Origin of the sequence: Caldimonas taiwanensis NBRC 104434 (genome assembly GCF_001592165.1) — a bacterium.
Lineage (GTDB): Bacteria > Pseudomonadota > Gammaproteobacteria > Burkholderiales > Burkholderiaceae_C > Caldimonas > Caldimonas manganoxidans.
On sequence record NZ_BCWK01000010.1, the window covers coordinates 13,044 to 33,494 of the forward strand.

The window sequence follows — 20,451 nt, forward strand, 5'->3', positions numbered from 1 at the left end:
AGTCTCCTCGGGTGGTGGGGCGAATGGGCAGGTCAGAGGTCCGGGCCCGGCGGGCCGGCCAGGTAAGGGCGCAGGCAGGACGGCAGGCTCACCGGCAAGTCCAGCAGCCAGAACACCAAGGCCTTGCCGTGAGCGTCCAGGTTGAGTGATTCGTTGACGCCGCCGTCCAGGACGTGATCGAGCACGAAGTTCATGGCGTGCAGCTGTGGCAACAAGTAGCGCTTGACCCCGCTGGGTCGGCGGTGAGCGAAGCGTTCGGCCACGACCGCCTCGGTGACTTGATCCACCAGCACCGGCCACAAGGCGGGGTGCCAGGCGATGAGGCTGATGTTGGAGCGGTCCCCTTTGTCTCCGGTGCGGCCATGCGCCAGCCGGTACAGGGGCACTCGCATGGAGGCGCAACTCATGTCGGATCTCCCTCATCGAGCATCACGAAGCCACAGGGCACGGCCTCGCGGGGGATCAGGCACGAGACCGTGCCTAGCCGTGGCCGCAGCCAGGTGCGCACCCCGCCGCCGCCGGCAGGCCCGCAGGTGTACAGCGCGGTCACCTCGCGGGTCAGGGTTTCGGCCGCGCGGCGCTGGGCATGCTGCAAGGCCACGCGCAAACGCACGTCTTTGGCCTCTCCCGGTGAGTGAGCGGCCAGCCAGCGTCCGTCGTCATCGGCCATGAGGCTGGCCACTCCGATCAAATCGATGCGCAGTCGGCCCAGGCCCTGCAGACGCTGGCGCAGGATGTCGGCGGCCAGCCGGGCGCGTGCCTCGGCCCGCGCCCCGGCATAGGAGATTTCGCCTTCGGCCAGCCAGCCGTTTTCGTAGCACACCGTGGCCTTCAAGTGCGTGGGGCGGGCATGCCCGCGCACGCCGCTGAGCCGCACACGATCGGGCGCGACCGTGTCCACCCGGGCTTGCGTCAGATCGGCCACCACGTCGGGGGTGAGGTAGGCGGCCGGGTCGTGCACTTCATACAGCAGCTGCTCTTTGACCGTGCGTTCGGTCACGCAACCGCCAGTACCCGGGGGTTTGGTGAGGATGCACTGACCGTCGGCGTCGATCTCGGCGATCGGATAGCCCAGATGGGCCAAGTCGGGGACGTCCTTGTACCCCGGGTCGGCAAAGTAGCCGCCGGTGACCTGCGCGCCGCATTCCAGCAAATGGCCGGCCATGGTGGCGCCGGCCAGGCGGTCCCAATCGTCCCAGGCCCAGCCGAAATGCGCCACGGCGGGGCCCAAGGTGAGGGAGGGATCGGCCACGCGCCCGGCCACCACGATGTCGGCGCCGGCTTGCAAAGCCGCCGCGATCGCTTCGGCCCCCAAGTAGGCGTTGGCGCTGATCCACGGGCCCGAGGGCAGGGCATCGCCCAGGGCCTCTTGCAGCAGGTGGCGTTGTGTGGGGCTGTCGAGGGCGTCGCCTTCGATGACGGCGATGCGCGGCACGCGCAGGCCGTCCTGACGGGCCCATGCCTGGATGCACCGCGCCGCGCCGTGCGGATGGGCGGCGCCGAAATTGCTCACGATGCGGATGCCGGCCTCCAGGCATGGCCCCAGCACCGGGCGCAGCATGGGCTCCAGCAGCGGCTCGAAGCCGGCTTGCGGGTCGTCTCGACGCGCCAATTGGGCCAGTGCCAGCGTGCGCTCGGCCAAGGTCTCGAAGATCAGCACCGCCGGTGAGCCACTGGCCGCCAGCGCTTGGACCACTGGCAGGGCCGCATCGATGCGGTCGCCGGAGAAGCCGGCGGCGCAGCCCACGCGCAAGGAAGGAGGACAGCAGACCATGGCGCCACTGTAGGAGGCGGAATTTGATTTGTGAAATCGAAATTTGAGATAGATTGATTGCTCATGGAAATCAATTTGTCGATGCGGCAGCTGCGCGCGTTCCTGGCGCTGGCCGAAGAGCGGCACTTCACCCGAGCCGCGGCGCGCGTGCATTTGTCGCAGCCGGCCTTCAGCGCCTTGATCCGGGATCTGGAGGACGGCGTCGGCGCTCGGCTGTTCGACCGCACCACCCGCAGCGTGGAGCTCACCGCCGAAGGACGCGCGTTCGAGGTGTCGGCACGCCGGGTGCTGCACGAGGCGCAGGAGGCGTTGTCCGATTTGCGCGAGCGCGTGGCCAAACGCCGGGGGCGGGTGGCCCTGGCGGTGCTGCCGGCCCTGGCGGCGGGGTGGTTGCCCGAAGTGCTGGCGCACTTCCGCGCGCAGCATCCGGGCATCGAGCTGGAAGTGGCCGATGTGTTGTCGCAAGCGTGCATCGAGCGCTTGCGTGTGGGGCATGCCGATCTGGCGCTGGCGGCCAGCCGCCTGGACACACCCGAGCTGCGCGCCGAGCCGTTTTGCAGCGATGGTTTCCATCTGGTGTGTCGTTGCGATCATCCGCTGGCCGGCAAGCCGGCGCTGCGCCTGGCCGATCTGGCGCCTTATCCGGTGATCCAATTGGCGCGCAGCAGTAGCGTGCGCCAGCATGTGGAGGCGGCCGTCTATCCCCGTCGGCTCCACACGGTGATGGAGTTGGAGCAGCTCAGCACCGTGGCCGGCATGGTGCGCGCTGGGCTGGGCGTGACCCTGGTGCCGGCGCTGACTTTGTTCCACTTCGCGCATCCCCAACTCGTCACGCGGCCGATCCAGGCCAAGGGCCTGAGGCGACACATTTTTCTCTTGCGCCGCCGCGACCGCGCGCTGTCGGTGGCGGCCCAGGCCATGTACGAGCATTTGATGGCCATGCGGCCTCAGCTTGGGGCGTAGCTGCCTACAATGCGCGCACTTCTTCGGGAGTCGAGATGAGCATCAAGAGCGACAAGTGGATCCGCCGCATGGCCGAACAGTACGGCATGATCGAGCCTTTCGAGCCGGCCCAAGTGCGCCAGGCCGAAGATGGTCGGCGCATCGTCAGCTACGGCACCAGCAGCTATGGGTACGACATCCGCTGTGCGCCCGAATTCAAGATCTTCACCAACGTGCACAGCACCGTGGTCGATCCGAAGAACTTCGACGAGAAAAGCTTCGTGGACTTCCACGGCGATGTGTGCATCATCCCGCCCAACAGCTTTGCGTTGGCGCGCACGGTGGAGTACTTCCGCATTCCGCGCAACGTGCTGACCATCTGCCTGGGCAAGAGCACCTATGCGCGCTGCGGCATCATCGTCAATGTCACGCCTTTCGAGCCCGAGTGGGAAGGCTACGTCACGCTGGAGTTTTCCAACACCACGCCACTGCCGGCCAAGATCTACGCTGGCGAGGGGTGTGCGCAGGTGCTGTTCTTCGAAAGCGACGAGGTGTGCGAAACCAGCTACAAAGACCGCGGCGGCAAGTATCAAGGGCAAACGGGCGTCACACTGCCCAAGACATGAAGCCGCCACTTTGGATGCCTTTTCGAGCCTTTGTCCCAGCCCCGGCGGCACTACAGTGCGGGCATGTCCCATCCATGCGGCGCTTTGCGTGCCCGCCGAGGGAGGCTCGAACCATGCATCTGCCATTGCCCGAGGTGGTCGAACACTATGAGGAACTGCCCACCGAGTTCCGCACCACGGCCTTCGAGGTCATCAAGACCTTCGATGGCTCACCCGATGAACTGCGCGAGGCCCTGGTTCGCCCGCTGACGCCCCAGGCCCAAAGCGGCGTGGGCCCCCATGACCTGCTGGATCTGGCCCGCTTCAAGGCCCTCATGAGCGAGGCCGGGTACACGGTGTCCACGGCGCGCATGCTCTTCGATCGGCGTTATGCTGCGCAATGCCTGGCCCGCGGGCTGCGCTCGGGCCATCCCGAACTGCGCGCCAAGGCCGATGCCTTGTTCGCGCGTTACGCCTTCGATCTGCCAGCGACCCCGCACTGAGGGGGACGAATGCCTTGGCGTCTGCTGGGGTGCAGCGTTACCATGGGTCGGTCGAGGAGTCATGCACGGAGAATGATGCCCACGGGGGAACGCAGCATGCTCACGCCTTGCGTGTCAGGATCGGTGCGATGAGAGGCACAGTGCGTCCCAATGCCCTGGTGGCGGCCTATTTCGACACGCTGACCCCAGAGCAGCGTGAAACGGCTCAGGCCTTGCAGCGGGCGGTGCTCGAGGCGGCCCCAGCGCTGTTGCAGTCGGTGAAATGGGGCAATCTGGTCTTCATGACCGGGCGCGACAATCTGATGGCCATCGTGGCGCACAAGAGCCACGTCAACCTCCAGTTCTTCAACGGGGCGGCCTTGGCCGCCCAGTTCCCGAAGCTCGAAGGCACGGGCAAAAGCCTGCGGCACCTGAAGTGCCGTCTGCGCCAGCCGGTGGACACGGCGCTGGTGCAGGCGCTGGTGCGCGCGGCGCTCGAGGCGTCGAAGTCCGGCTGAGGGGGCCTGGCCTCGCCCGTGAGCGAGCGCACCGCCCCACCTCGGGTCAGCGTGCCGTCGGATACGTCCCCGGCCACAGGATGCTGCGGTCCACGGTGCGGATGTCGGTGCGTCCGCAAAACGCCATGGTCAGGTCCAGCTCCTTGGCGATGATCTCCAAGCAGCGCGTGACCCCGGCCTCGCCCATCGCGCCCAGGCCATAGAGGAAGGCGCGCCCGATCAACGTGCCTTTGGCCCCCAGCGCGATGGCCTTGAGCACGTCTTGGCCGCTGCGGATGCCACCGTCCAACCACACCTCGATGCGATCACCCACGGCATCGACAATGGCCGGCAGCGCTTCGATGGACGAGGGCGCCCCGTCGAGCTGGCGCCCTCCGTGATTGGAGACGACCAGCGCATCGGCGCCGCTGTCGGCCGCCAGCCGGGCGTCTTCCACGTCGAGAATGCCTTTGAGGATGAGCTTGCCGCCCCAGCGCTTCTTGATCCACTCCACGTCGGCCCAGTTGAGCTTGGGGTCGAACTGCTCGGCCGTCCAGGAGGACAGCGAAGACAGATCGCCCACTCCCTTGGCGTGACCCACGATGTTGCCGAAGGTGCGGCGCTTCGTGCCCAGCATGCCGAGGCACCAACGTGGCTTGGTGGCGAGGTTCAGGAGGTTGCGGATCGTGGGTTTGGGCGGCGCCGACAGGCCGTTCTTGATGTCCTTGTGGCGCTGACCCAGGATTTGCAAGTCCAGCGTGAGCATCAGCGCCGAGCAGTTCGCGGCTTTGGCGCGGTCGATCAGCCGCTCGATGAACTCGCGGTCCCGCATCACATAGAGCTGGAACCAGAACGGATGGTGCCCGGTGGCTTGGGCCACGTCTTCGATCGAGCAGATGCTCATCGTGGACAAGGTGAAAGGCACTCCAAACGCCTTGGCGGCCCGTGCAGCCAGGATCTCGCCGTCGGCATGCTGCATCCCGGTCAGCCCCGTGGGCGCCAGGGCCACCGGCATGGCCACCTCTTGGCCGATCATCTGCGTGCGGATGCTGCGGCCTTCCATGTTCACCGCCACGCGCTGGCGCAGCTTGATTTTCTGGAAATCGGCCTCGTTGGCGCGGTAGGTGCTTTCGGTCCACGACCCGGAGTCGGCATAGTCGTAGAACATGCGCGGTACACGCTTTTGGGCCAGCACGCGCAGGTCTTCGATGTGAGTGATGGTGGGCATGCGGTCTCCTTGTTCTGGGCGACCGATGCTAAGCCGCAGCGGGCATTTCTGTCGCGGAAAATCCTTCAGGGCTTGCCCGAAGAAACGTCGGCGGCCGGCAGCAGCGCTGCTGCTTCCTGCACGACCCGTGCGCACACCGAGTGCAGCCACTGTGCAAACTCGGCTGCCGCACCGTTGTGGGCATGAGGCATCAGATAGTAGTGATGCGAAGGCCGGGCCGTCAGCGCAAACAGCGGCACCAGCGCGCCCGAGGCCAGCCAATGGCGCGCCAGCGTCGGCCGCGCAAGCGCAATGCCTTGCCCGCTGACGGCAGCCTCCAGCAGCAGGCCCAGGTCCACGAGCTTGGGGCCTTGCGTCGGTTCTGGAGCCCGCAGCCCGGCAGCAGCCCACCATGGCGCCCAAGGTTCCAGCGGGGTGCGCAACAGCGGCGCGCCCAGCAGGTCGGCCGGCGTGCGCAGCGGTGGCAGGCGGCCCAGCAGCGCCGGGGAAGCCATCGGCGTCACCACGTCGTCCATCAGCAGCGTGCCGCCGGCCGCCGTGGCGTCGCCGTGGCGCACCTGTACATCGGCCTGCATCGTGCCGGGGTCGAGATACGGGATGGACAACACCACCTCCAAATCCACGTCGGGGTGCGCCTCGGTGTAGTCCTGAAGATGCGGCACGAGAATCTGCCGCGCAAAAGTGGGCGGCGCGCACACCCGCAACCGGGTTCGCGCGGCGGGGCCGCGTCGGTGCAATGGCACGGCCGCCAGCAGCTCCAAGGCCGCGCGCACCTGTTCCAAGTACTCCTTGCCGGCGGCCGTCAAGCTCAGACTTCTGCCAGAGCGCACCAGCAGCGCGGTGTCCAAATGCTCTTCCAGTGCGGCCACGCGCTTGCTCACTGCGCTGGCGGTGATGTGCAGCTCCTCGCTGGCGCGCTCGAAACTGCCCAGCCGAGCCACCGCCTCGAAGGCGCGCAGACCTTCGATGGACGGAAAACGCAGGGACCTCGGCGCGTGCATGGGCCGCATGCTACCGTGCCGAAGCCATCCGCATGCGTGCCTAGCGCGTGCGGCGCTTGCGTGGTGTGAAATTGAGTCGGGCCGCGTGCGTGAGCGTGGTGGCCTCGGCCGGGACTTCAGCGGCGGTGTCGGTCTGGTCGAGGAACTGCTCCGGGTGCCACAGCTTCACCCGATAGGGCCCGGCCGGCAGCGCCGTGATCTCGACCCGTCCTTGCTCATCGGTCACGCCGAACCAAGGCGATTCGCTCACATACAGCCCGCCACGCATCGTCGAGTGCAAATGGCATGACAGGCTCAGCGGCCCGGGGTGGGTGAGCGTGACCTCCGGCACGGGCTCGCCCGGTGCCGCTCGTGCATTGACACGCAGCTCGAAACTGTGGGCTGGCCCCAGCCCTCGCACATGGTGATCGAAGCTGTCGCGGTTGGTGAAGCGCACCGTGCTGCCTGGGCGCACCATCGTCACCATCGGCACGAATTGCATTCGTTCCTGCGTCACCACCGTCGTGATGGGGGACGCCGCCGGGTGTGCCACCGGGCGGTCTGGCAGCACCACCACCGCGACATTGGCCGCCGGCTCGCCCTGGCGGTCGGTCACCGTCACGCGCAGCGTTGCAGCACCGGCTGCGCCGCCCACGCCCAAGGCCAGCGCCAATGCGGTAGGCCAGGAAAGCAAGGCCGATCGGCTCATCGCACGTTCACCACGTCACGATGCATCGGCGCCAGGCGTGCCAGCAGTCGGTTCTGCACCCGAAAGCCGATGTCCTGGGCATCCATCGCACGCTGCAGCACCTCCACCAGCGCGTTGAAGTCCGCGCGTGTCACGTCGATGCCACTGTGGGCGGTCTTCATGTCGGCACCACGGTAGACACACGGCCCGCCCGAGACCTCACACAACTGTTCGGCCAGGCGCTGCTTGAATGGAACGGGGTTGACGTTGGCAAAAAACGGCGCCATGCGGGCATCAGCCTTCAACTCATCCCAAAAGCGATCCACCAAACGCGCCAGACCGGCCTGGCCGCCCAGCGCGTGGTACAGGCTGGCGTCGGCCGTTGCGGCGGCAGAGCTGGCCGTTTGCGCCATGGTCGTGGGGGAGACAGTCACCGCGGCCACCCAGGCCGCGCAGCACAACAGGAACTTCATCGAGCATCCTTTCCAACGGCATTCGTGGAATCAGTAAGCCAATTGCAGCGAGGCATACGCTCCGCGCTGGTTGTTCTGGCCCACCACATGGCCCAGTTCCACATAGGCCAAGGTGAACGAAGCGTGCTTGCTTGGCGCCCAGACCATGAACACATCGCGCCAGGCGTCTTCCCGGAAGGCGCTGCCGGCGAAGGCCAGGTTGTTCGGCTTGGCGCGGTACTCGGCGCCCACCGCCAGGTCACGGCGCAGCAGCCAGGCCACCGACACTTCCGGGCGGAATCGATAGTGGTGATGCTCGGCGCTGCCGAAACCCAGCAGGCCATTCTGGTTGGCCCGCGTGGCGCGCAGCGTGCCATTGACCAGCACGCCTTGGGCCAGAAACAGCTTGGTGGCACTCACATACGCATCGACCCCATGGCGCTTGGCCCCTACCGCATCGAGCACCCCGCCCACGGCCGCCCCGGGCTCCAGGTGCTTGTATTCCAGGCCCACGGCCACCTGCGGCATCCACGTATCGGCATCCAGGATGGCCTCGCCGGCCACGCGCAATTTCAGCCCGGCAATGTCCAGTTTGAGCGTCGTGCCAGGCACCACCACGCCAGCGTCGAAGTTCTGGCGCGCCAGCGAGACTTCCCAACGGTCATCCCACCCCAGCGCCGCGCCGTAAGTGGTCAGTCCATAGTCCTGCGTCTTCAGGCGTGAGAGATGGGCCGTGACGCCCCATTGGCCTTGCGTGCCTGGCCCAGCGATCACGGCCCAAGGCGTGAGGCCACCGCCGGCCGCGCCGTCGATGCTGCTCACCCCGCCGGTCAGCAGCAGCTTGCCTTGCCGGCCAGCGACGGTGGGGGAATCGGCGGGGGCTTGCGCCCAGGCCAGCGCCGGCGCCAGCACGGCGGCGGCCGCCCAACAACGACAAACGAGTTTCTTCATCCGGGTCTCCTGCTGGAAGTGCCGCCCCGTGCGGCACTGGTGCTGCGCTGATACGCATCCGCCTGCAAACCGGATGCACGCCCCCGTGGCGCAGCTTCAAACCCCGTCGTCGGGGTCGCCGAACAGCGGCAGGGTAGAGGCCGGTCTGAGCGCTTGCACCTGGGGGGCGGTGATCGGGGGTAGGGGGCCCGCCTTGCGCAGCGAGCCCACCCGCACTCCCAACAAGCGCAGACGGCGTTGCAGATCCACCCGCTTCAGGCACTGCCCGGCCGCGTGGCGGATGACCTGGGCGTCGGCGGTGTACTGCTCCAGCGTGTGGTCGCGCGTGACGGTCTTGAAGTCATCGAAGCGCAACTTGATGCCGATCGTGCGGCCCACATAGCCCTTGCGGGCCAAGTCGTCGGCCACCTGCTGGCACAGTCGCGTGAAGATGCGGCCCAGCAGCTCACGGTCGTGCCGCGCATGCAGGTCGCGCTCGAACGTGGTCTCCCGGCTCATGCTCACGGGCTCGCTGTGCGTCACCACCGGCCGCTCGTCGCGCCCGTGTGCGGCCTCATGCAGCCAGGCGCCATGGCGCGGACCGAAGTGCTGCGCCAGCCAGGCCGGATCGGCCGCGGCCAGCTCACCAATGGTGCGGATGCCCAGCGCCAGCAGCTTCTCGCTCGTCTTCGGCCCGATGCCATGGATGCGCTTGGCCGGCAGTGGCCACAGCCGCGTGGTCAGCTCCTCGGCTCGCAGCAAAGTCAGCCCATCGGGCTTGTCCAAGTCTGAACACAGCTTCGCCAGCAGCTTGTTGGGTGCCACCCCGATCGAACAACTCAGCCCCGTGGCTTGCTTGACGTTGTTCTTGATGGCCAGTGCCACTGCGCGCACGCCGCCCATCGGGTCATGGCCCACGACCTCCTGGGCGCCGGGCACATCGGTGAGATCGATATAAATCTCGTCGATGCCGCGATCCTCGATCACTGGCGCTATCTCGGCCACCGCGGCCTTGAACAGGCGCGAGTAATGACGGTAGGCGTCGAAGTCGGTAGGCAGCAGCACGGCATCCGGCGCCAGCGCGGCGGCCTTCATCAGCCCCATGCCCGAATGCACGCCCAACGCCCGCGCCTCGTAGGTGGCCGTGGTGATCACCCCGCGCCCCACATAGTCGCGCAACAGGGCAAACCGCCGCGTGCCGTCGGCCCCCACCTTGGGCTGGTGCCGCCGCCCGCCACCAATCACCACCGGACGCCCACGCAGCTCGGGGTAGCGCAGCAGCTCCACCGACGCATAGAACGCGTCCATGTCCAGGTGAGCGATGTAGCGTGGCATGGGGAGGGCGGATACGGCAGGCCAAGCGTAGCCGAGGCAGGAGGCTTGCCGGTGCCGTAGAGCACCTGGGCCCACCAGCGGTGCTTGCCTGCCATCCATGCCCAGGCTGTCATGCAGGGCGCGGAGGTGCTGCCACCATTGATATAGCTGCCGCGTCGATTTTAAGGGTGGGTAGGGCCTCACCGCGTCGATATTGCTGTGGCGTATCCCTTGCCGAACGGACAGACTCAATTGCTGGTGGCGGCGGTTAATCGTTCCAGAATGTATGGAACGGCCGCATTCGGTTCGCGTTAAGAACGCAGCAGCAAAGTGATGGGCGGACGGTCCGCATATCCAGAGGCTGCGTCTGGGGAGCGGACCGATCCGACGGGCGGCTGGGTCGCAGTGGACGACTGTGGCTCGAAGGTTCACCTCGGCCGCGACGGCTGTGTTCGGTGTCCCAGTTGGCGCGCGACGGCCACAATGGTGTCGTGCAAGTCCTGGCGGACGGGAAGGGCCCGGAAGGCGCTGACGTTGGCGCGGCCGGGGTTGCCTCGTGGCAGGCGTTTGAGCACGTGGCCCGGGGTGACCAGGGCCAACCGCAAGAGCTGGCCGGCCAGTTCTGGCCAATCGCGTGTCTGCCACGCCAGACTCAGCATGCGGGCGTGGGTCTTGAGGTGTGGCACATAGCGGCTTTGACCATACACATGGGCCGCCTCCAGGTATTGCCACTGCCGTTCGGGGGTTCGTGCGTGGGCCTGGGACGAGAGTTGGAGCAGCCGTTGGAATACATCGGGGTGGAAAGGGGGGAGTGCGACGGGCGGTGCAGACATGGTCGTGCTCGCTGTGAACCGATCTCTCCCGATTGAAAAGTCTGCAGCCGCTCCAGGGTCAAGGGGTAGGGGCTGTTGTGTGGGCGCGCGGCGTCTTCAGCGGCGCGCTGTCTGCCCTCGGGCGCCGCGAGGTGCCGGATGCAGGTGCGCTGGCAGGGGCCGATAATTGCGCTCAATTGATAGCATTGATGAATTGCATCGAAGCAATGCTGCGGTGCAACTAAGATAAGGGTTATCCCTGGTCTGGCCGGGTTCTTCTGGGCCCGGCGTTTTCTTTCATCACTCTCAAGGAGCACATACATGGCCCTGATCAATACGCAAGTGCCGCCGTTCAAGGCGCAAGCTTTCCACAACGGCAAGTTCATCGAGGTGACCGAGCAGTCGCTGAAGGGCAAGTGGTCTGTGCTGATCTTCATGCCGGCGGCCTTCACTTTCAACTGCCCGACGGAGGTGGAGGATGCGGCCGAGCACTATGACACCTTCAAGTCGCTGGGTGCCGAGGTGTATGTCATCACGACCGACACGCACTTCTCGCACAAGGTGTGGCACGAGACCAGCCCGGCCGTGGGCAAGGCCAAGTTCCCGCTGGTGGGCGACCCGACCCACACGCTGACCCGCGCTTTCGGGGTGCACATCGAAGAAGAAGGCTTGGCGCTGCGTGGCACCTTCATCGTCAACCCTGAGGGTGTGATCAAGACGGCCGAGATCCACGACAACGCGATCGCGCGTGATGTGAAGGAGACGCTGCGCAAGCTGCAGGCGGCTCAGTATGTGGCGGCCAACCCCGGCCAAGTGTGCCCGGCCAAGTGGCAAGCCGGCGCCAAGACGCTGACCCCGTCGCTGGACCTGGTCGGCAAGATCTAAGCCTTTCGTTCATGCCGTGAGGCCAGGCCGGCGGCATGCCGGTCTGGTGTTTGCATCGGGTGGGCCGCAGGCCCGCCCCGGGCTCGTCTTTGCCTGAAAAGCCAGATGTCGCCGAGAGCGCCGCGATCGCGTGTGCGGCGCTGTCGGCGGGGTCGCAGGCATCGTGTCCGTCCCCGAATGGACATCGTCCTAGAAGGAATTCACCATGCTCGACGCCAATCTTCAAACCCAGCTCAAATCCTATCTGGAGCGCTTGCAGCATCCGATCGAGTTGATCGCATCGCTGGACGATCGCCCGGAGTCGGGTGAGATGCGCGAGTTGCTGGAAGAGGTGGCGGCTTTGTCGGACAAGATCCGGCTGCGCCTGGATGGGCAGGACGCGCGCCGACCGTCTTTCCAGATCACGCGCGAGGGGCAGGACATGGGCGTGCGTTTTGCCGCCGTGCCCATGGGTCATGAATTCACCTCCCTGGTGCTGGCCTTGCTGCAAGCCGGTGGGCATCCGCCCAAGGTGGAGGCCGAGCTGATCGAGCAGATTCGGGCGTTGCAGCCTGACACGGAGCTGGTGTTCGAGACTTGGATGAGCCTGACCTGCCACAACTGTCCTGACGTGGTGCAGGCGCTGAATCTGATGGCGGTGCTCAATCCGCGCATCCGTCACGTGGCCATCGATGGCGGCTTGTTCCAGCAGGAAGTGCAGGACCGCCAGATCATGGCCGTGCCGATGGTGTTTCTCAATGGCGAGAAGTTTGCCTCGGGCCGCATGGAGCTGGCGGAGATCTTGGCCAAGATCGACCAAGGGGCCGCCTCGCGTCAGGCGGCCAAGCTGGCCGACAAGGCGCCTTTCGATGTGTTGATCGTCGGCGGCGGCCCAGCCGGCGCGGCCGCGGCGGTGTATGCGGCGCGCAAGGGGATTCGCACGGGTCTGGTGGCCGAGCGTCTGGGGGGGCAGACGATGGATACCCTGGGCATCGAAAACTTCATCTCGGTGCCCTACACCGAGGGGCCGAAGTTTGCCGCCGCGCTGGAGCAGCACATGCGCGCTTATGACGTGGATGTGATGAGCTTGCAAACGGTCCAGGCCGTGGAGCCGGCGGCAACGCCAGGGGGATGGGCCACGGTGCGTTTGGCCAATGGCGTCGAGTTGAAGAGCCGAACGGTGATTCTGGCGCCAGGGGCGCGTTGGCGGCAGGTGAACGTGCCAGGCGAGGAGGAGTACAAGACGCGTGGCGTGGCCTATTGCCCGCACTGCGACGGCCCCTTGTTCAAGGGCAAGAAGGTGGCCGTCATCGGTGGGGGCAACTCGGGCGTGGAGGCCGCCATCGATTTGGCCGGCGTGGTGCAGCATGTCACGCTCATCGAGTTTGCCGATCAACTGAAGGCCGATGCGGTGCTGGTCAACAAACTCAAAAGCCTGCCCAATGTGACGATCTACACCAATGCGCAGACCACCGAGATCACGGGCGATGGTCAAAAGGTCACGGGCTTGACTTTCAAGGACCGCCTCAGCGGTGCGGAGCATCGCTTGGAGTTGGCGGGCGTGTTCGTGCAGATCGGTCTGGTGCCCAACACCGAGTTTCTGCGGGGCTCGGGCATCGAGTTGTCGCGCTATGGCGAGATCATCATCGACGAGCGCTGCCACACCAGCGCCGAAGGGATTTTTGCTGCCGGCGATGCGACCACGGTGCCTTACAAGCAGATCATCATCGCCAGCGGTGAAGGGGCCAAGGCGGCCCTCAGTGCCTTCGATCATCTGATCCGCACCTCGGCGCCGGCCTGAAGGCAGGGCGGGCTGAGCGCGGCTCAACGCACGTGGAGCACGCGCATGCCCAGCAATTGGCCGCTGCTGCGGTCGGTGATGCGCACCGTGGCCTGGCGGGCGGCGAAGCCTTCGGGCAGGTTGACCTGGCCGCGCAAGCTGTCGACGCGATTCAGGGTCACGGGCAGGGGCTCCAGGCTGTGTCGGCTTTCGCTGCCTCGCGCATCCGCACCGGCCACGATGAATTGCAGCGTGGCTTGGAGCGGGCGCGGGCTGCTCTGGCGCGTGAGCACGAGATCGTAGGTCAGGCGCCCCGGTGAGGCGCGCAAGCGCGCTGCGCGCACGGCCACGGTGGAGCCGCGCGGATCGGGCGGCAGCGTGTCTGCCAGGGCCTGCAGGTCGTCGCGCTGCCGAGCCAGGGTGTCGCGTGCCGCGGCCAGCTCCAGCGCGAGCTTTTGCCGCTCGGCTTCGGCCGTCTGCAGGCGCAGCGTGGTTTCTTCCAATGCGCGGCTCAGGCGCTGGCGTTCGGCTTGGGCCGCGTCATGGGCCGCGCGCAAGGCCTGTGATTCACTCGCGCTCAAGCGCGCAGGCAGATGTTCGGCCTGCACATACAGCACGCCGGCGACGCCCAGCGCTGCGCCGCTGAGCAGCCAACCGAGCCAGGCGGGAAAGCGCCGTGAGCGGCGCCGGCCATAGGGGTCGAAGACCACGGGTTTGATGCGTCCCGTCATGGGTCAGGGTCGAGGTGGAGTCATCGGTGGAACAGCAAACCCTGCACAGTAGCGCCCCGAGCCGCTGTGATTGCAACACGATGTGCCGATGGCAAGCAGATGCGACAGACGCTGTGCGGAGGCGGGTCGAGCGGCCTGTGTGGCCGGCTACAGCGACGATGGATGGGAACGGCGGCTCGGAGTTGCTAAAATCTGACGTTTTTTGGTGCCGCGAGCGCACCACCACCTTTCCAGGATTCCGTGCCGTCGCGTGAAGACCAGTGCGGCGGTGCGGGGCGATGAAGCCAAGAAAGCCGAGGACTAGGGGGTCTCGTATGCAGGGATTGCACCTCACCGCTGATTTGTATGGATGCCGGTGTGAGACGGCGTTGATGACCGATGCCGTGGCTTTGGCCGACATGTGTCGTCGTGCCGTGCAAGCGAGTGGGTTGACACTCGTCGATGAGAAATATCACACCTTTCCGGAATGGCAGGGACAGCCCGGCGGGGTGACCGGCGCGGTCTTGCTGGCCGAGTCGCACTTGGCCTTGCACACTTGGCCCGAGCGCGCGGGCGTGACCTTGGATGTGTATGTGTGCAATTTCTCGACGGACAATTCCGCCAAGGCCGAGCGTTTGCTGAACGATTTGATGGCGACCTTCGCGCCGCAGCAATGCATCACCAATCGCATTTTGCGTGGCTCGCGAGATCCGCAAAGCCAGTCAGATGAGCTGCTGCTGGAGTGGCTCAACGATCACAGCGCCTTTGGTTTCAAAGCGACGCGTCGTTTGGAGACGATGCGCACTCGTTATCAGCAGCTCGAAGTCTTCGAGACGCCGCAATGGGGGCGCCTGCTGCGCCTGGATGGGCGCTACATGACCTCCGAGCGCGACGAGTTCTTCTATCACGAGCCGATGGTGCACGTGGCGGCCATTGCGCATGAGCAGCCGCGCACGGTGCTGGTGGTCGGAGGCGGTGACGGTGGCTCGGCCGAGGAGATGTTCAAGCATCCCAGCGTGCAGCGGCTGGTGCTGGCCGAGCTGGATGGCGATGTGGTGGACATGGCGCGCAAGTATCTGCCTTCCATCCACCATGGATCGCTGGACGATCCCCGCCTGGAGTTGCGCATTGGTGATGGCGCGGCCTATGTGGCCGAGCAGGCTTCGCGCAGCGATGGTGATCGTTTCGATGTGGTGGTGTTGGATTTGACCGACCCGGACACGCCGGCTCAGCAGCTTTACACGCGGGAGTTCTTTGCCCAGGTTCGGCAGCTGTTGCGTCCGGGCGGGGCCATCACTTTGCACATCAGCTCGCCGATTTTCACGCCCGAGCGTGTGCGTCAGCTCATGGCGGCGCTGCGCAGTGTGTTTGGCATCGTGCGGCCGTTTGGGCTGTATGTGCCCTTGTATGGCACGTATTGGGGCATGGCCTGCGCTTCCGATACGCTGGATCCGGCCGCGTTGGAACCCGCCGAGGTCGAGCGCCGCCTGGCCGAACGGGGCATTGCCGGGTTGCGTTACTACAACGGCGAGGTGCATCGCGCATTGTTTGCGCTGCCCAACTACTATCGCGAACTGGTGCAGGGCTGAGCCCCGCACCGGCCGCCGCCCCGGGCCCGGGGGCCTTCAGTCGTCGAACTCGATCTCCCGGGCCAACAGGACGCCGTCGCGCAGTTCTCCCTTGACTTCGACTTGCGCGCCGTCGATCAGGTTGTCGGCGCTGCCGCCCTCGAACACGGTGAGGTCGTTGTAGCTGACGGACACGCTCTGGCCACCGGTGGTGGTCAGCGTGAAGCGACGCTGTGTCCTGTCGACCTCCAAGGCCCGGCCTTCCCACTCGCTGGGGCGTTCTTCAAGCTGGTCTTCTGTTTTCAGCTCGATCTGGGCTGCGCGCAGGGCACCGGCCTGCCAGGTGCCTTCGACCTCGACATAGCGGCCCTCGGCCACACCGGCGACCGCCTGCTCGGCCACGACCGGGATGCCGTCGACACGGAAGTGGCGCTCATCGACCAGCGTCGTGACCAGGCCCTCGATCTTGAGCCGGTGGCCGTCGATGAAGTCCGAGCGGTCGATGCGCGTCCAGGACTGCACGGTCCATGCTGGGGGGCTGTTGCCGGGCTGCACGCGCAGCCCCACGAAGTCGCCCTCGGCAGGGCGGCCGCTGACGGCGGAGAAGTCGAACCACTGATCGCCAAGCCGCACGAGTGCGCCGCGCACCTCGCGCACGAAGCCGCGGGCCTTGTATGTGGAGGCCCCGTGTGCTGCGGCCACGTAGGTGGCAACGAACTGCGGCACGCTGCCGGAGCGGTCGACATGGCCCCAGACCTCCACGACTTGGTGCAGGATCTGGCCTGATTCGCGGATCTGCTCGCGCAGTTGATCGTCGAACATGGTGGCCGCATTGAAGCGCACCGGCAAGCCCAGCACGCGCAGTCGTCTGGCGGGCCATTCCACATCGGTCACCGGACCGCGCAAAGACCCCGCCAGGGTGATGCGTCGTGCCATGGCGCGCCGCACGCCGGCGGCATCGGTGCGAATCTCGCCGGCCTCGATGGCCACCACCATGCCCGGCCGCAGTGCCCTCAGCGGCACGGCGGCGGGTTCATCTTCTACGGCCACCGCGGCGATGCGGCTGTCGTCGAAGCGGATTCCGCCCACGTGCACCGAACCGAAGCCGGAAATCGGCCCCGAGGCGAAGGAGCCGGTGCCGCCTTCACCGACGCCGCCGCCACCGCAGGAGACCAACAGCATCGACAGGCCGAGGAAGGCCCATGTGGCCAAGCACCAGCGTGAGATGCCGGTGGTGGGGGAAATGAGGGCGGTCATGGGTTCTCCATGCTCTTGCGCGGACGGCCGCGCGGTCGTTTGGGTTTCTCAGGGACGGGTGGAGGCGCCAGCGGCTGCACCGCGTCGTAGCTGTACAGGCCGATGCGCACGCGGTGGGTGCCGCTGCGGCCAGCGCTTTGGTCGGCATCGAGCAGGGCCTGCAGCGCGGGCACCAGGGCTTGGCGCAGGCTGTGCCATTGGGTTTGCACCAGCTCACGAAATGCGTGCATCGAGGCGTCTGACAGTCCCTCGGCGAACAAGGCTTGGTCGAAATGCCGTGAGCCGTTGCCTTGTACGTTGGCCACCGCGCCGCTGAGATGGTCGCCCACGTTGTCTCCCAGGAAATGCAGCATCCGTGCGAGGTCGCCGCGGGGCACGAAAGCTTCGCGATGCAGGCGCACGGTGTCCGTGGGCTCGTCCAGCACGGCCAGGCCCAAGCGCACCAGTTCTTCCAGCAGACTGCGCGGATGCACATCTCGGGTGACCGACTGGGCCAGTGATTCGAAGCTGGGCGCTTGGCCCTGGCGAGGCAATGTCAGCGGGTGGCCCGAAGCGTCTCGGTACTGCGGGTCGCTCATCCAGCGCGCGAACACCTCGCTGGCATGCGAGCGGGGCGCAGGCGGTCGTTCCGGGGTTTGCACGATGCGGGTGATTTCCCGACGTGACAGGCCGGTGCTGGTGCTGATGCGACTGACGCGTCGATGTTCCGGCAGGTCCGGGTGGGCGGCATGCGCGGCTCGCACGAAGGCCGATTTGGCCAGTTCCTCGAAGGCGGCATAGGGCAGTCCCCGGCCCACCGCGAGCCGGGCCAGGGGCTCCAGCACGGCCGATAGCGCCTGCAGCAAGGCTTGTTGCTCGGGCGTTGGGGGCGTCGGGGCGGAGGGATCGGAGGTCATGTGAGCTCGCGCGCAGCCGAAATTCTGCGGCAAATGGGCGGGGGGCCTTGGAGCCCCCCCGCCCTGCGTGCGTGGCCGGACGCTGCGACCGGTGCGTCAGTCTTGGCTCAGTTTTCGAATTCCACGCGCGCGGCTTGCAGCGTGCCGCCGAGCATCAGGCGGCCACGCACCTCGACTTTGGCGCCAGGGACCAGATCGGCCAGCGTACCGCCGTCGAAGCGCAAGAGGTGGTCGAAAGAGACCGTGATGTCGCCATGCACCTCGTGGCGCAGCACGAAGGTTTCGGCCTCGGTGTTCACCGAGACGACCGTGCCGTGCAGTTCATGGCGCATGGCATCGTCATGGTCTTCCTTCTTGACCACCGCAGCCTGCATCACGCCGTCTTGGACCCGGCCTTTGACTTCCACCTCGTCGCCGCAGGTGACCCAGCCATCGCGGAAGACGGCCGTGCTGGCATCGACGGAGATGCCGTTGACGCTGAAGGACGTGCTCGAAGCGCAGGTGTCCACCACCCCTTCGATTTCGGACTCCACCCGATCCAGCGAAGGGCGGCGCACTCCATGCTTGATGCTGACAGCCACCCATTGGTCGGCCGCATTCTTCGTGGTGCGCAGCTTCACGCGCACCCGCAGGCCGTTGGCCAGCTGGGTGGGCAGGTCCGAGACGTTGCTGTAGTCGATGACCTCGCTGCCCAGCCGGAAGGTGCGGGCCGTGGTGTCCAGGTCACTGACGATGCCGCGCAGCTTGTACAGCGGGGCGTCGTCTTCGGCTTCGATGCGGGTGGCCACGTAACGGCCGGTGGCGGCATTGAAGTAGCCATGCACCTCTACGACATCGCCTGCGCTGAGGCTGCCCAGCCCTTGCGGCAGGTCTTCGAACTGGGTTTGAGGCCGCACTTCGATGGTCTGGCCAAACAGCACGAACGTGCTCGAAGCCAGGTCCACCGAGCTCACCGGGCCGACGAATTCATTGGCCCAGCGCACCCGCAGGGCCCGGCCCGTTCCCCGGTCGCGGTCGACATCGTCGCCTTCGATTTCCACCCACATGCCGATCTTCAGGTCGGCACGGCGCCCCACGTGGTCATCGTCGTCCAGCACGATGGCGCTGCGGTCGTCGAAGCGCACGCCGTTGACGACGATGGAGCCGTAGCCGGTGATCTGGCCTTGGGTGTAGGACGTGGCCGCCGCCTCCGTGCCCGTGCCGCCGCCTCCACAGGCCGTCAGTAGGGCCGAGGCAGCCACCAGGGCGCTGCCCAAGGGGGGCAGCCAGCGTTTGGACCGAGCCATGGACATGGAAGTCTCCTTCAACTGGGCATCAAAGAACCGGGCACACCCCGGGGAAAGGTCATGGAAAGGAGCATAAATGTGCATTGTGCACATTTCAAGAGGTTTTTTGTGAACAAACCTTGCACCGCGGGGTCAGCGCAGCCGTGCAGGGGGGCGTCCCGTGGGCTGGGCCGGGGAAGGGCGGGGGCTATGGATCGATGTGTTCAGCCGAGGCGGCGCTCACGCCGTCGGGCCCTCTGCAGGCGCGGGCCCTGAGCGGTGCGGTGCGGTGGGGGTCTTGGATGGTGCGGGCGGTGCGCTGCGTCACCCGGCCACGGGGCTGGCCAGCCCGGTCAGTGTTCGTTGCGGCGGCCAACCCGCCGGGCGATGGCGGACCGTCTGGGCCGACGACAGCCCACAGGGAGCCCCGGGCGGGCCGAGACAGGTGATGCAGACCCGATGAATGCCCGGCTCATCGAAGCACGGCGGCCAAGCGTTCGCGCACGTCGGGGGCCATGGCCTCGACGGGGGTGACCAGCGCCTGGGCCAGCGCATGGTGCGCCGGAGAATCCGGCTGACTGCGGCCCAGCAGGCCGATGGCGGCCATGGCGATGCGCTGGGCTCGTTCGGCGTTCTTCATCAGGTTGGCCATGGCCATGTCGGCAGTGACATGGGCTTCGCGCGGGTGCCAGCAATCATAGTCAGTGACCATGGCCAGCGTGGCGTAGGCGATCTGCGCCTCGCGCGCGAGTTTGGCCTCGGGCATGTTGGTCATCCCGATCACACTGCCGCCCATGCTGCGGTACCAATGGGATTCGGCCAGACTGGAAAACTGCGGTCCCTCGATGCAGACGTAGGTGCCACCCCGGTGCAGCCGTGGCGTTCCATCGTTCTGGACTTGGGCCACTGCCTGTGCCAGGACATCGGCCACGACGGGACATACCGGCTGTGCCATCGAGACATGGGCCACCGCGCCTTGCCCGAAGAAACTGCTGGGGCGCTGCTTGGTCAGGTCGATGAACTGGTCGGGCAGCACCAGGTCCAGCGGCGCAATGTCTTCCTTGAGTGAGCCCACCGCCGAGAACGACAGCACGTAGCGCACGCCCAATTGCTTGAGGGCATAAATGTGGGCGCGGTAAGGCACTTCGCTGGGCAGCAGTCGATGGCCACGACCATGGCGGGCCAGAAAGGCCACGCCGATGCCCTGGACCGAGGCGGTGACGATGGCATCGGACGGTGAGCCAAACGGCGTGTCGAGGTGGATCTCCCGCGGGTTTTCCAGCCCCTGCATGTGGTACAAGCCGCTGCCGCCGATGATGCCGATGAGTGCTGTGTGCATGGGGGGTCTCCGATGAGGGTGCAACAGGTATCGCTGCGTTGGTCGCGCAGCGTGGTGCCAGGATTACA

The 20,451-nt window shown here is 66.4% G+C and carries 21 protein-coding genes; 7 read left to right on the forward strand and 14 right to left on the reverse strand.

Annotation, left to right across the window (positions count from 1 at the left end):
* Positions 1-32: 32 nt before the first annotated feature.
* Positions 33-407, reverse strand: a complete 375-nt coding sequence (locus tag CTA01S_RS10005) for an AtuA-related protein (RefSeq protein ID WP_026330341.1) — start codon at positions 405-407, stop codon at positions 33-35.
* Positions 404-1,774, reverse strand: a complete 1,371-nt coding sequence (locus CTA01S_RS10010) for an acyclic terpene utilization AtuA family protein (RefSeq protein ID WP_026330342.1) — start codon at positions 1,772-1,774, stop codon at positions 404-406. The genes CTA01S_RS10005 and CTA01S_RS10010 overlap by 4 nt, the downstream gene beginning before the upstream one ends.
* A gap of 63 nt (positions 1,775-1,837) precedes the next feature.
* On the opposite strand from CTA01S_RS10010, the gene CTA01S_RS10015 reads away from it, so the two are divergent.
* The 4 genes from CTA01S_RS10015 (at position 1,838) to CTA01S_RS16730 (ending at position 4,321) form a co-directional block, all read left to right on the forward strand.
* The gene (locus CTA01S_RS10015; RefSeq protein ID WP_198150854.1) at positions 1,838-2,737 is read left to right on the forward strand and encodes a LysR family transcriptional regulator; all 900 of its coding nucleotides are present in this window, start codon (positions 1,838-1,840) and stop codon (positions 2,735-2,737) included.
* A gap of 35 nt (positions 2,738-2,772) precedes the next feature.
* On the forward strand, positions 2,773-3,342 hold the full coding sequence (gene dcd, locus CTA01S_RS10020) for a dCTP deaminase (protein WP_019561883.1): 570 nt from the start codon (positions 2,773-2,775) through the stop codon (positions 3,340-3,342).
* A gap of 113 nt (positions 3,343-3,455) precedes the next feature.
* The gene (locus CTA01S_RS10025) at positions 3,456-3,824 is read left to right on the forward strand and encodes a hypothetical protein (protein WP_019561884.1); all 369 of its coding nucleotides are present in this window, start codon (positions 3,456-3,458) and stop codon (positions 3,822-3,824) included.
* Between the two features lie 128 nt (positions 3,825-3,952).
* Positions 3,953-4,321 (forward strand): DUF1801 domain-containing protein, encoded by a 369-nt coding sequence (locus CTA01S_RS16730; RefSeq protein WP_062195121.1) that lies wholly within the window; start codon positions 3,953-3,955, stop codon positions 4,319-4,321.
* Positions 4,322-4,367: 46 nt separating this feature from the next.
* Here the strand turns inward: CTA01S_RS16730 and CTA01S_RS10035 are convergent, their stop codons facing one another.
* From CTA01S_RS10035 to CTA01S_RS16460, 7 genes are all read right to left on the reverse strand, one after another.
* A complete protein-coding gene (locus CTA01S_RS10035; protein ID WP_062195123.1) occupies positions 4,368-5,528 on the reverse strand; it encodes an alpha-hydroxy acid oxidase in 1,161 nt (386 codons plus the stop codon).
* A gap of 65 nt (positions 5,529-5,593) precedes the next feature.
* Entirely contained in the window at positions 5,594-6,538 is a 945-nt protein-coding gene (locus tag CTA01S_RS10040; RefSeq protein ID WP_062195126.1) for a LysR family transcriptional regulator, read from the reverse strand.
* 31 nt (positions 6,539-6,569) lie between these two features.
* Positions 6,570-7,217, reverse strand: coding sequence for a cupredoxin domain-containing protein (locus CTA01S_RS10045; RefSeq protein WP_062195130.1), 648 nt, complete (start codon positions 7,215-7,217; stop codon positions 6,570-6,572).
* Positions 7,214-7,669, reverse strand: a complete 456-nt coding sequence (locus CTA01S_RS10050; RefSeq protein ID WP_062195134.1) for a group I truncated hemoglobin — start codon at positions 7,667-7,669, stop codon at positions 7,214-7,216. Before CTA01S_RS10050 ends, CTA01S_RS10045 begins: the two co-directional genes overlap by 4 nt.
* Positions 7,670-7,699: 30 nt before the next feature.
* Positions 7,700-8,599 (reverse strand): DUF3034 family protein, encoded by a 900-nt coding sequence (locus CTA01S_RS10055; RefSeq protein ID WP_062195137.1) that lies wholly within the window; start codon positions 8,597-8,599, stop codon positions 7,700-7,702.
* 96 nt (positions 8,600-8,695) lie between these two features.
* A complete protein-coding gene (gene dinB / locus CTA01S_RS10060) occupies positions 8,696-9,913 on the reverse strand; it encodes a DNA polymerase IV (RefSeq protein WP_062195140.1) in 1,218 nt (405 codons plus the stop codon).
* Positions 9,914-10,320: 407 nt separating this feature from the next.
* On the reverse strand, positions 10,321-10,725 hold the full coding sequence (locus CTA01S_RS16460; RefSeq protein ID WP_084362390.1) for a DUF3703 domain-containing protein: 405 nt from the start codon (positions 10,723-10,725) through the stop codon (positions 10,321-10,323).
* Positions 10,726-11,025: 300 nt separating this feature from the next.
* Between CTA01S_RS16460 and ahpC the strand changes: the two genes are divergently transcribed.
* Both ahpC and ahpF read left to right on the forward strand, forming a co-directional pair.
* Positions 11,026-11,589 (forward strand): alkyl hydroperoxide reductase subunit C, encoded by a 564-nt coding sequence (gene ahpC / locus CTA01S_RS10070; protein ID WP_062195146.1) that lies wholly within the window; start codon positions 11,026-11,028, stop codon positions 11,587-11,589.
* 205 nt (positions 11,590-11,794) lie between these two features.
* Positions 11,795-13,369 carry an alkyl hydroperoxide reductase subunit F gene (gene ahpF / locus CTA01S_RS10075; protein ID WP_062195150.1) on the forward strand — a complete coding sequence of 525 codons (1,575 nt, stop codon included), beginning with the start codon at positions 11,795-11,797 and terminating at the stop codon, positions 13,367-13,369.
* A 23-nt stretch (positions 13,370-13,392) separates the two neighbouring features.
* On the opposite strand, the gene CTA01S_RS10080 is transcribed toward ahpF, so the two are convergent.
* Positions 13,393-14,079 carry a hypothetical protein gene (locus CTA01S_RS10080; RefSeq protein WP_062195153.1) on the reverse strand — a complete coding sequence of 229 codons (687 nt, stop codon included), beginning with the start codon at positions 14,077-14,079 and terminating at the stop codon, positions 13,393-13,395.
* A gap of 314 nt (positions 14,080-14,393) precedes the next feature.
* Between CTA01S_RS10080 and speE the strand changes: the two genes are divergently transcribed.
* On the forward strand, positions 14,394-15,647 hold the full coding sequence (speE, locus tag CTA01S_RS10085) for a polyamine aminopropyltransferase (RefSeq protein ID WP_026330384.1): 1,254 nt from the start codon (positions 14,394-14,396) through the stop codon (positions 15,645-15,647).
* Between the two features lie 36 nt (positions 15,648-15,683).
* Here speE and CTA01S_RS10090 read toward each other — a convergent pair whose 3' ends face one another.
* From CTA01S_RS10090 to mtnP, 4 genes are all read right to left on the reverse strand, one after another.
* Positions 15,684-16,883: a DUF5666 domain-containing protein gene (locus CTA01S_RS10090; RefSeq protein WP_062195156.1), complete on the reverse strand. Its 1,200-nt coding sequence runs from the start codon at positions 16,881-16,883 to the stop codon at positions 15,684-15,686.
* Positions 16,880-17,779 carry a DUF6502 family protein gene (locus CTA01S_RS10095; protein WP_062195159.1) on the reverse strand — a complete coding sequence of 300 codons (900 nt, stop codon included), beginning with the start codon at positions 17,777-17,779 and terminating at the stop codon, positions 16,880-16,882. The genes CTA01S_RS10090 and CTA01S_RS10095 overlap by 4 nt, the downstream gene beginning before the upstream one ends.
* 107 nt (positions 17,780-17,886) lie before the next feature.
* Positions 17,887-19,071: a DUF5666 domain-containing protein gene (locus tag CTA01S_RS10100; protein WP_157451343.1), complete on the reverse strand. Its 1,185-nt coding sequence runs from the start codon at positions 19,069-19,071 to the stop codon at positions 17,887-17,889.
* 445 nt (positions 19,072-19,516) lie between these two features.
* Positions 19,517-20,383: an S-methyl-5'-thioadenosine phosphorylase gene (gene mtnP, locus CTA01S_RS10105; RefSeq protein WP_062195167.1), complete on the reverse strand. Its 867-nt coding sequence runs from the start codon at positions 20,381-20,383 to the stop codon at positions 19,517-19,519.
* Between the last annotated feature and the right edge of the window lie 68 nt (positions 20,384-20,451).

Bases quoted from the DNA above. Each gene is read 5' to 3' on its own strand.
- CTA01S_RS16460 (WP_084362390.1), bottom strand. From the start codon at position 10,725: ATGTCTGCACCGCCCGTCGCACTCCCCCCTTTCCACCCCGATGTATTC.
- CTA01S_RS10050 (WP_062195134.1), bottom strand. From the start codon at position 7,669: ATGAAGTTCCTGTTGTGCTGCGCGGCCTGGGTGGCCGCGGTGACTGTC.
- dinB (WP_062195140.1), bottom strand. From the start codon at position 9,913: ATGCCACGCTACATCGCTCACCTGGACATGGACGCGTTCTATGCGTCG.
- CTA01S_RS10005 (WP_026330341.1), bottom strand. From the start codon at position 407: ATGAGTTGCGCCTCCATGCGAGTGCCCCTGTACCGGCTGGCGCATGGC.
- CTA01S_RS10040 (WP_062195126.1), bottom strand. From the start codon at position 6,538: ATGCGGCCCATGCACGCGCCGAGGTCCCTGCGTTTTCCGTCCATCGAA.
- CTA01S_RS10100 (WP_157451343.1), bottom strand. From the start codon at position 19,071: ATGTCCATGGCTCGGTCCAAACGCTGGCTGCCCCCCTTGGGCAGCGCC.
- CTA01S_RS10045 (WP_062195130.1), bottom strand. From the start codon at position 7,217: ATGAGCCGATCGGCCTTGCTTTCCTGGCCTACCGCATTGGCGCTGGCC.
- dcd (WP_019561883.1), top strand. From the start codon at position 2,773: ATGAGCATCAAGAGCGACAAGTGGATCCGCCGCATGGCCGAACAGTAC.
- speE (WP_026330384.1), top strand. From the start codon at position 14,394: ATGCAGGGATTGCACCTCACCGCTGATTTGTATGGATGCCGGTGTGAG.
- CTA01S_RS10015 (WP_198150854.1), top strand. From the start codon at position 1,838: ATGGAAATCAATTTGTCGATGCGGCAGCTGCGCGCGTTCCTGGCGCTG.
- CTA01S_RS16730 (WP_062195121.1), top strand. From the start codon at position 3,953: ATGAGAGGCACAGTGCGTCCCAATGCCCTGGTGGCGGCCTATTTCGAC.
- CTA01S_RS10090 (WP_062195156.1), bottom strand. From the start codon at position 16,883: ATGACCGCCCTCATTTCCCCCACCACCGGCATCTCACGCTGGTGCTTG.
- mtnP (WP_062195167.1), bottom strand. From the start codon at position 20,383: ATGCACACAGCACTCATCGGCATCATCGGCGGCAGCGGCTTGTACCAC.
- CTA01S_RS10080 (WP_062195153.1), bottom strand. From the start codon at position 14,079: ATGACGGGACGCATCAAACCCGTGGTCTTCGACCCCTATGGCCGGCGC.
- CTA01S_RS10025 (WP_019561884.1), top strand. From the start codon at position 3,456: ATGCATCTGCCATTGCCCGAGGTGGTCGAACACTATGAGGAACTGCCC.
- CTA01S_RS10055 (WP_062195137.1), bottom strand. From the start codon at position 8,599: ATGAAGAAACTCGTTTGTCGTTGTTGGGCGGCCGCCGCCGTGCTGGCG.
- CTA01S_RS10095 (WP_062195159.1), bottom strand. From the start codon at position 17,779: ATGACCTCCGATCCCTCCGCCCCGACGCCCCCAACGCCCGAGCAACAA.
- ahpF (WP_062195150.1), top strand. From the start codon at position 11,795: ATGCTCGACGCCAATCTTCAAACCCAGCTCAAATCCTATCTGGAGCGC.
- ahpC (WP_062195146.1), top strand. From the start codon at position 11,026: ATGGCCCTGATCAATACGCAAGTGCCGCCGTTCAAGGCGCAAGCTTTC.
- CTA01S_RS10010 (WP_026330342.1), bottom strand. From the start codon at position 1,774: ATGGTCTGCTGTCCTCCTTCCTTGCGCGTGGGCTGCGCCGCCGGCTTC.
- CTA01S_RS10035 (WP_062195123.1), bottom strand. From the start codon at position 5,528: ATGCCCACCATCACTCACATCGAAGACCTGCGCGTGCTGGCCCAAAAG.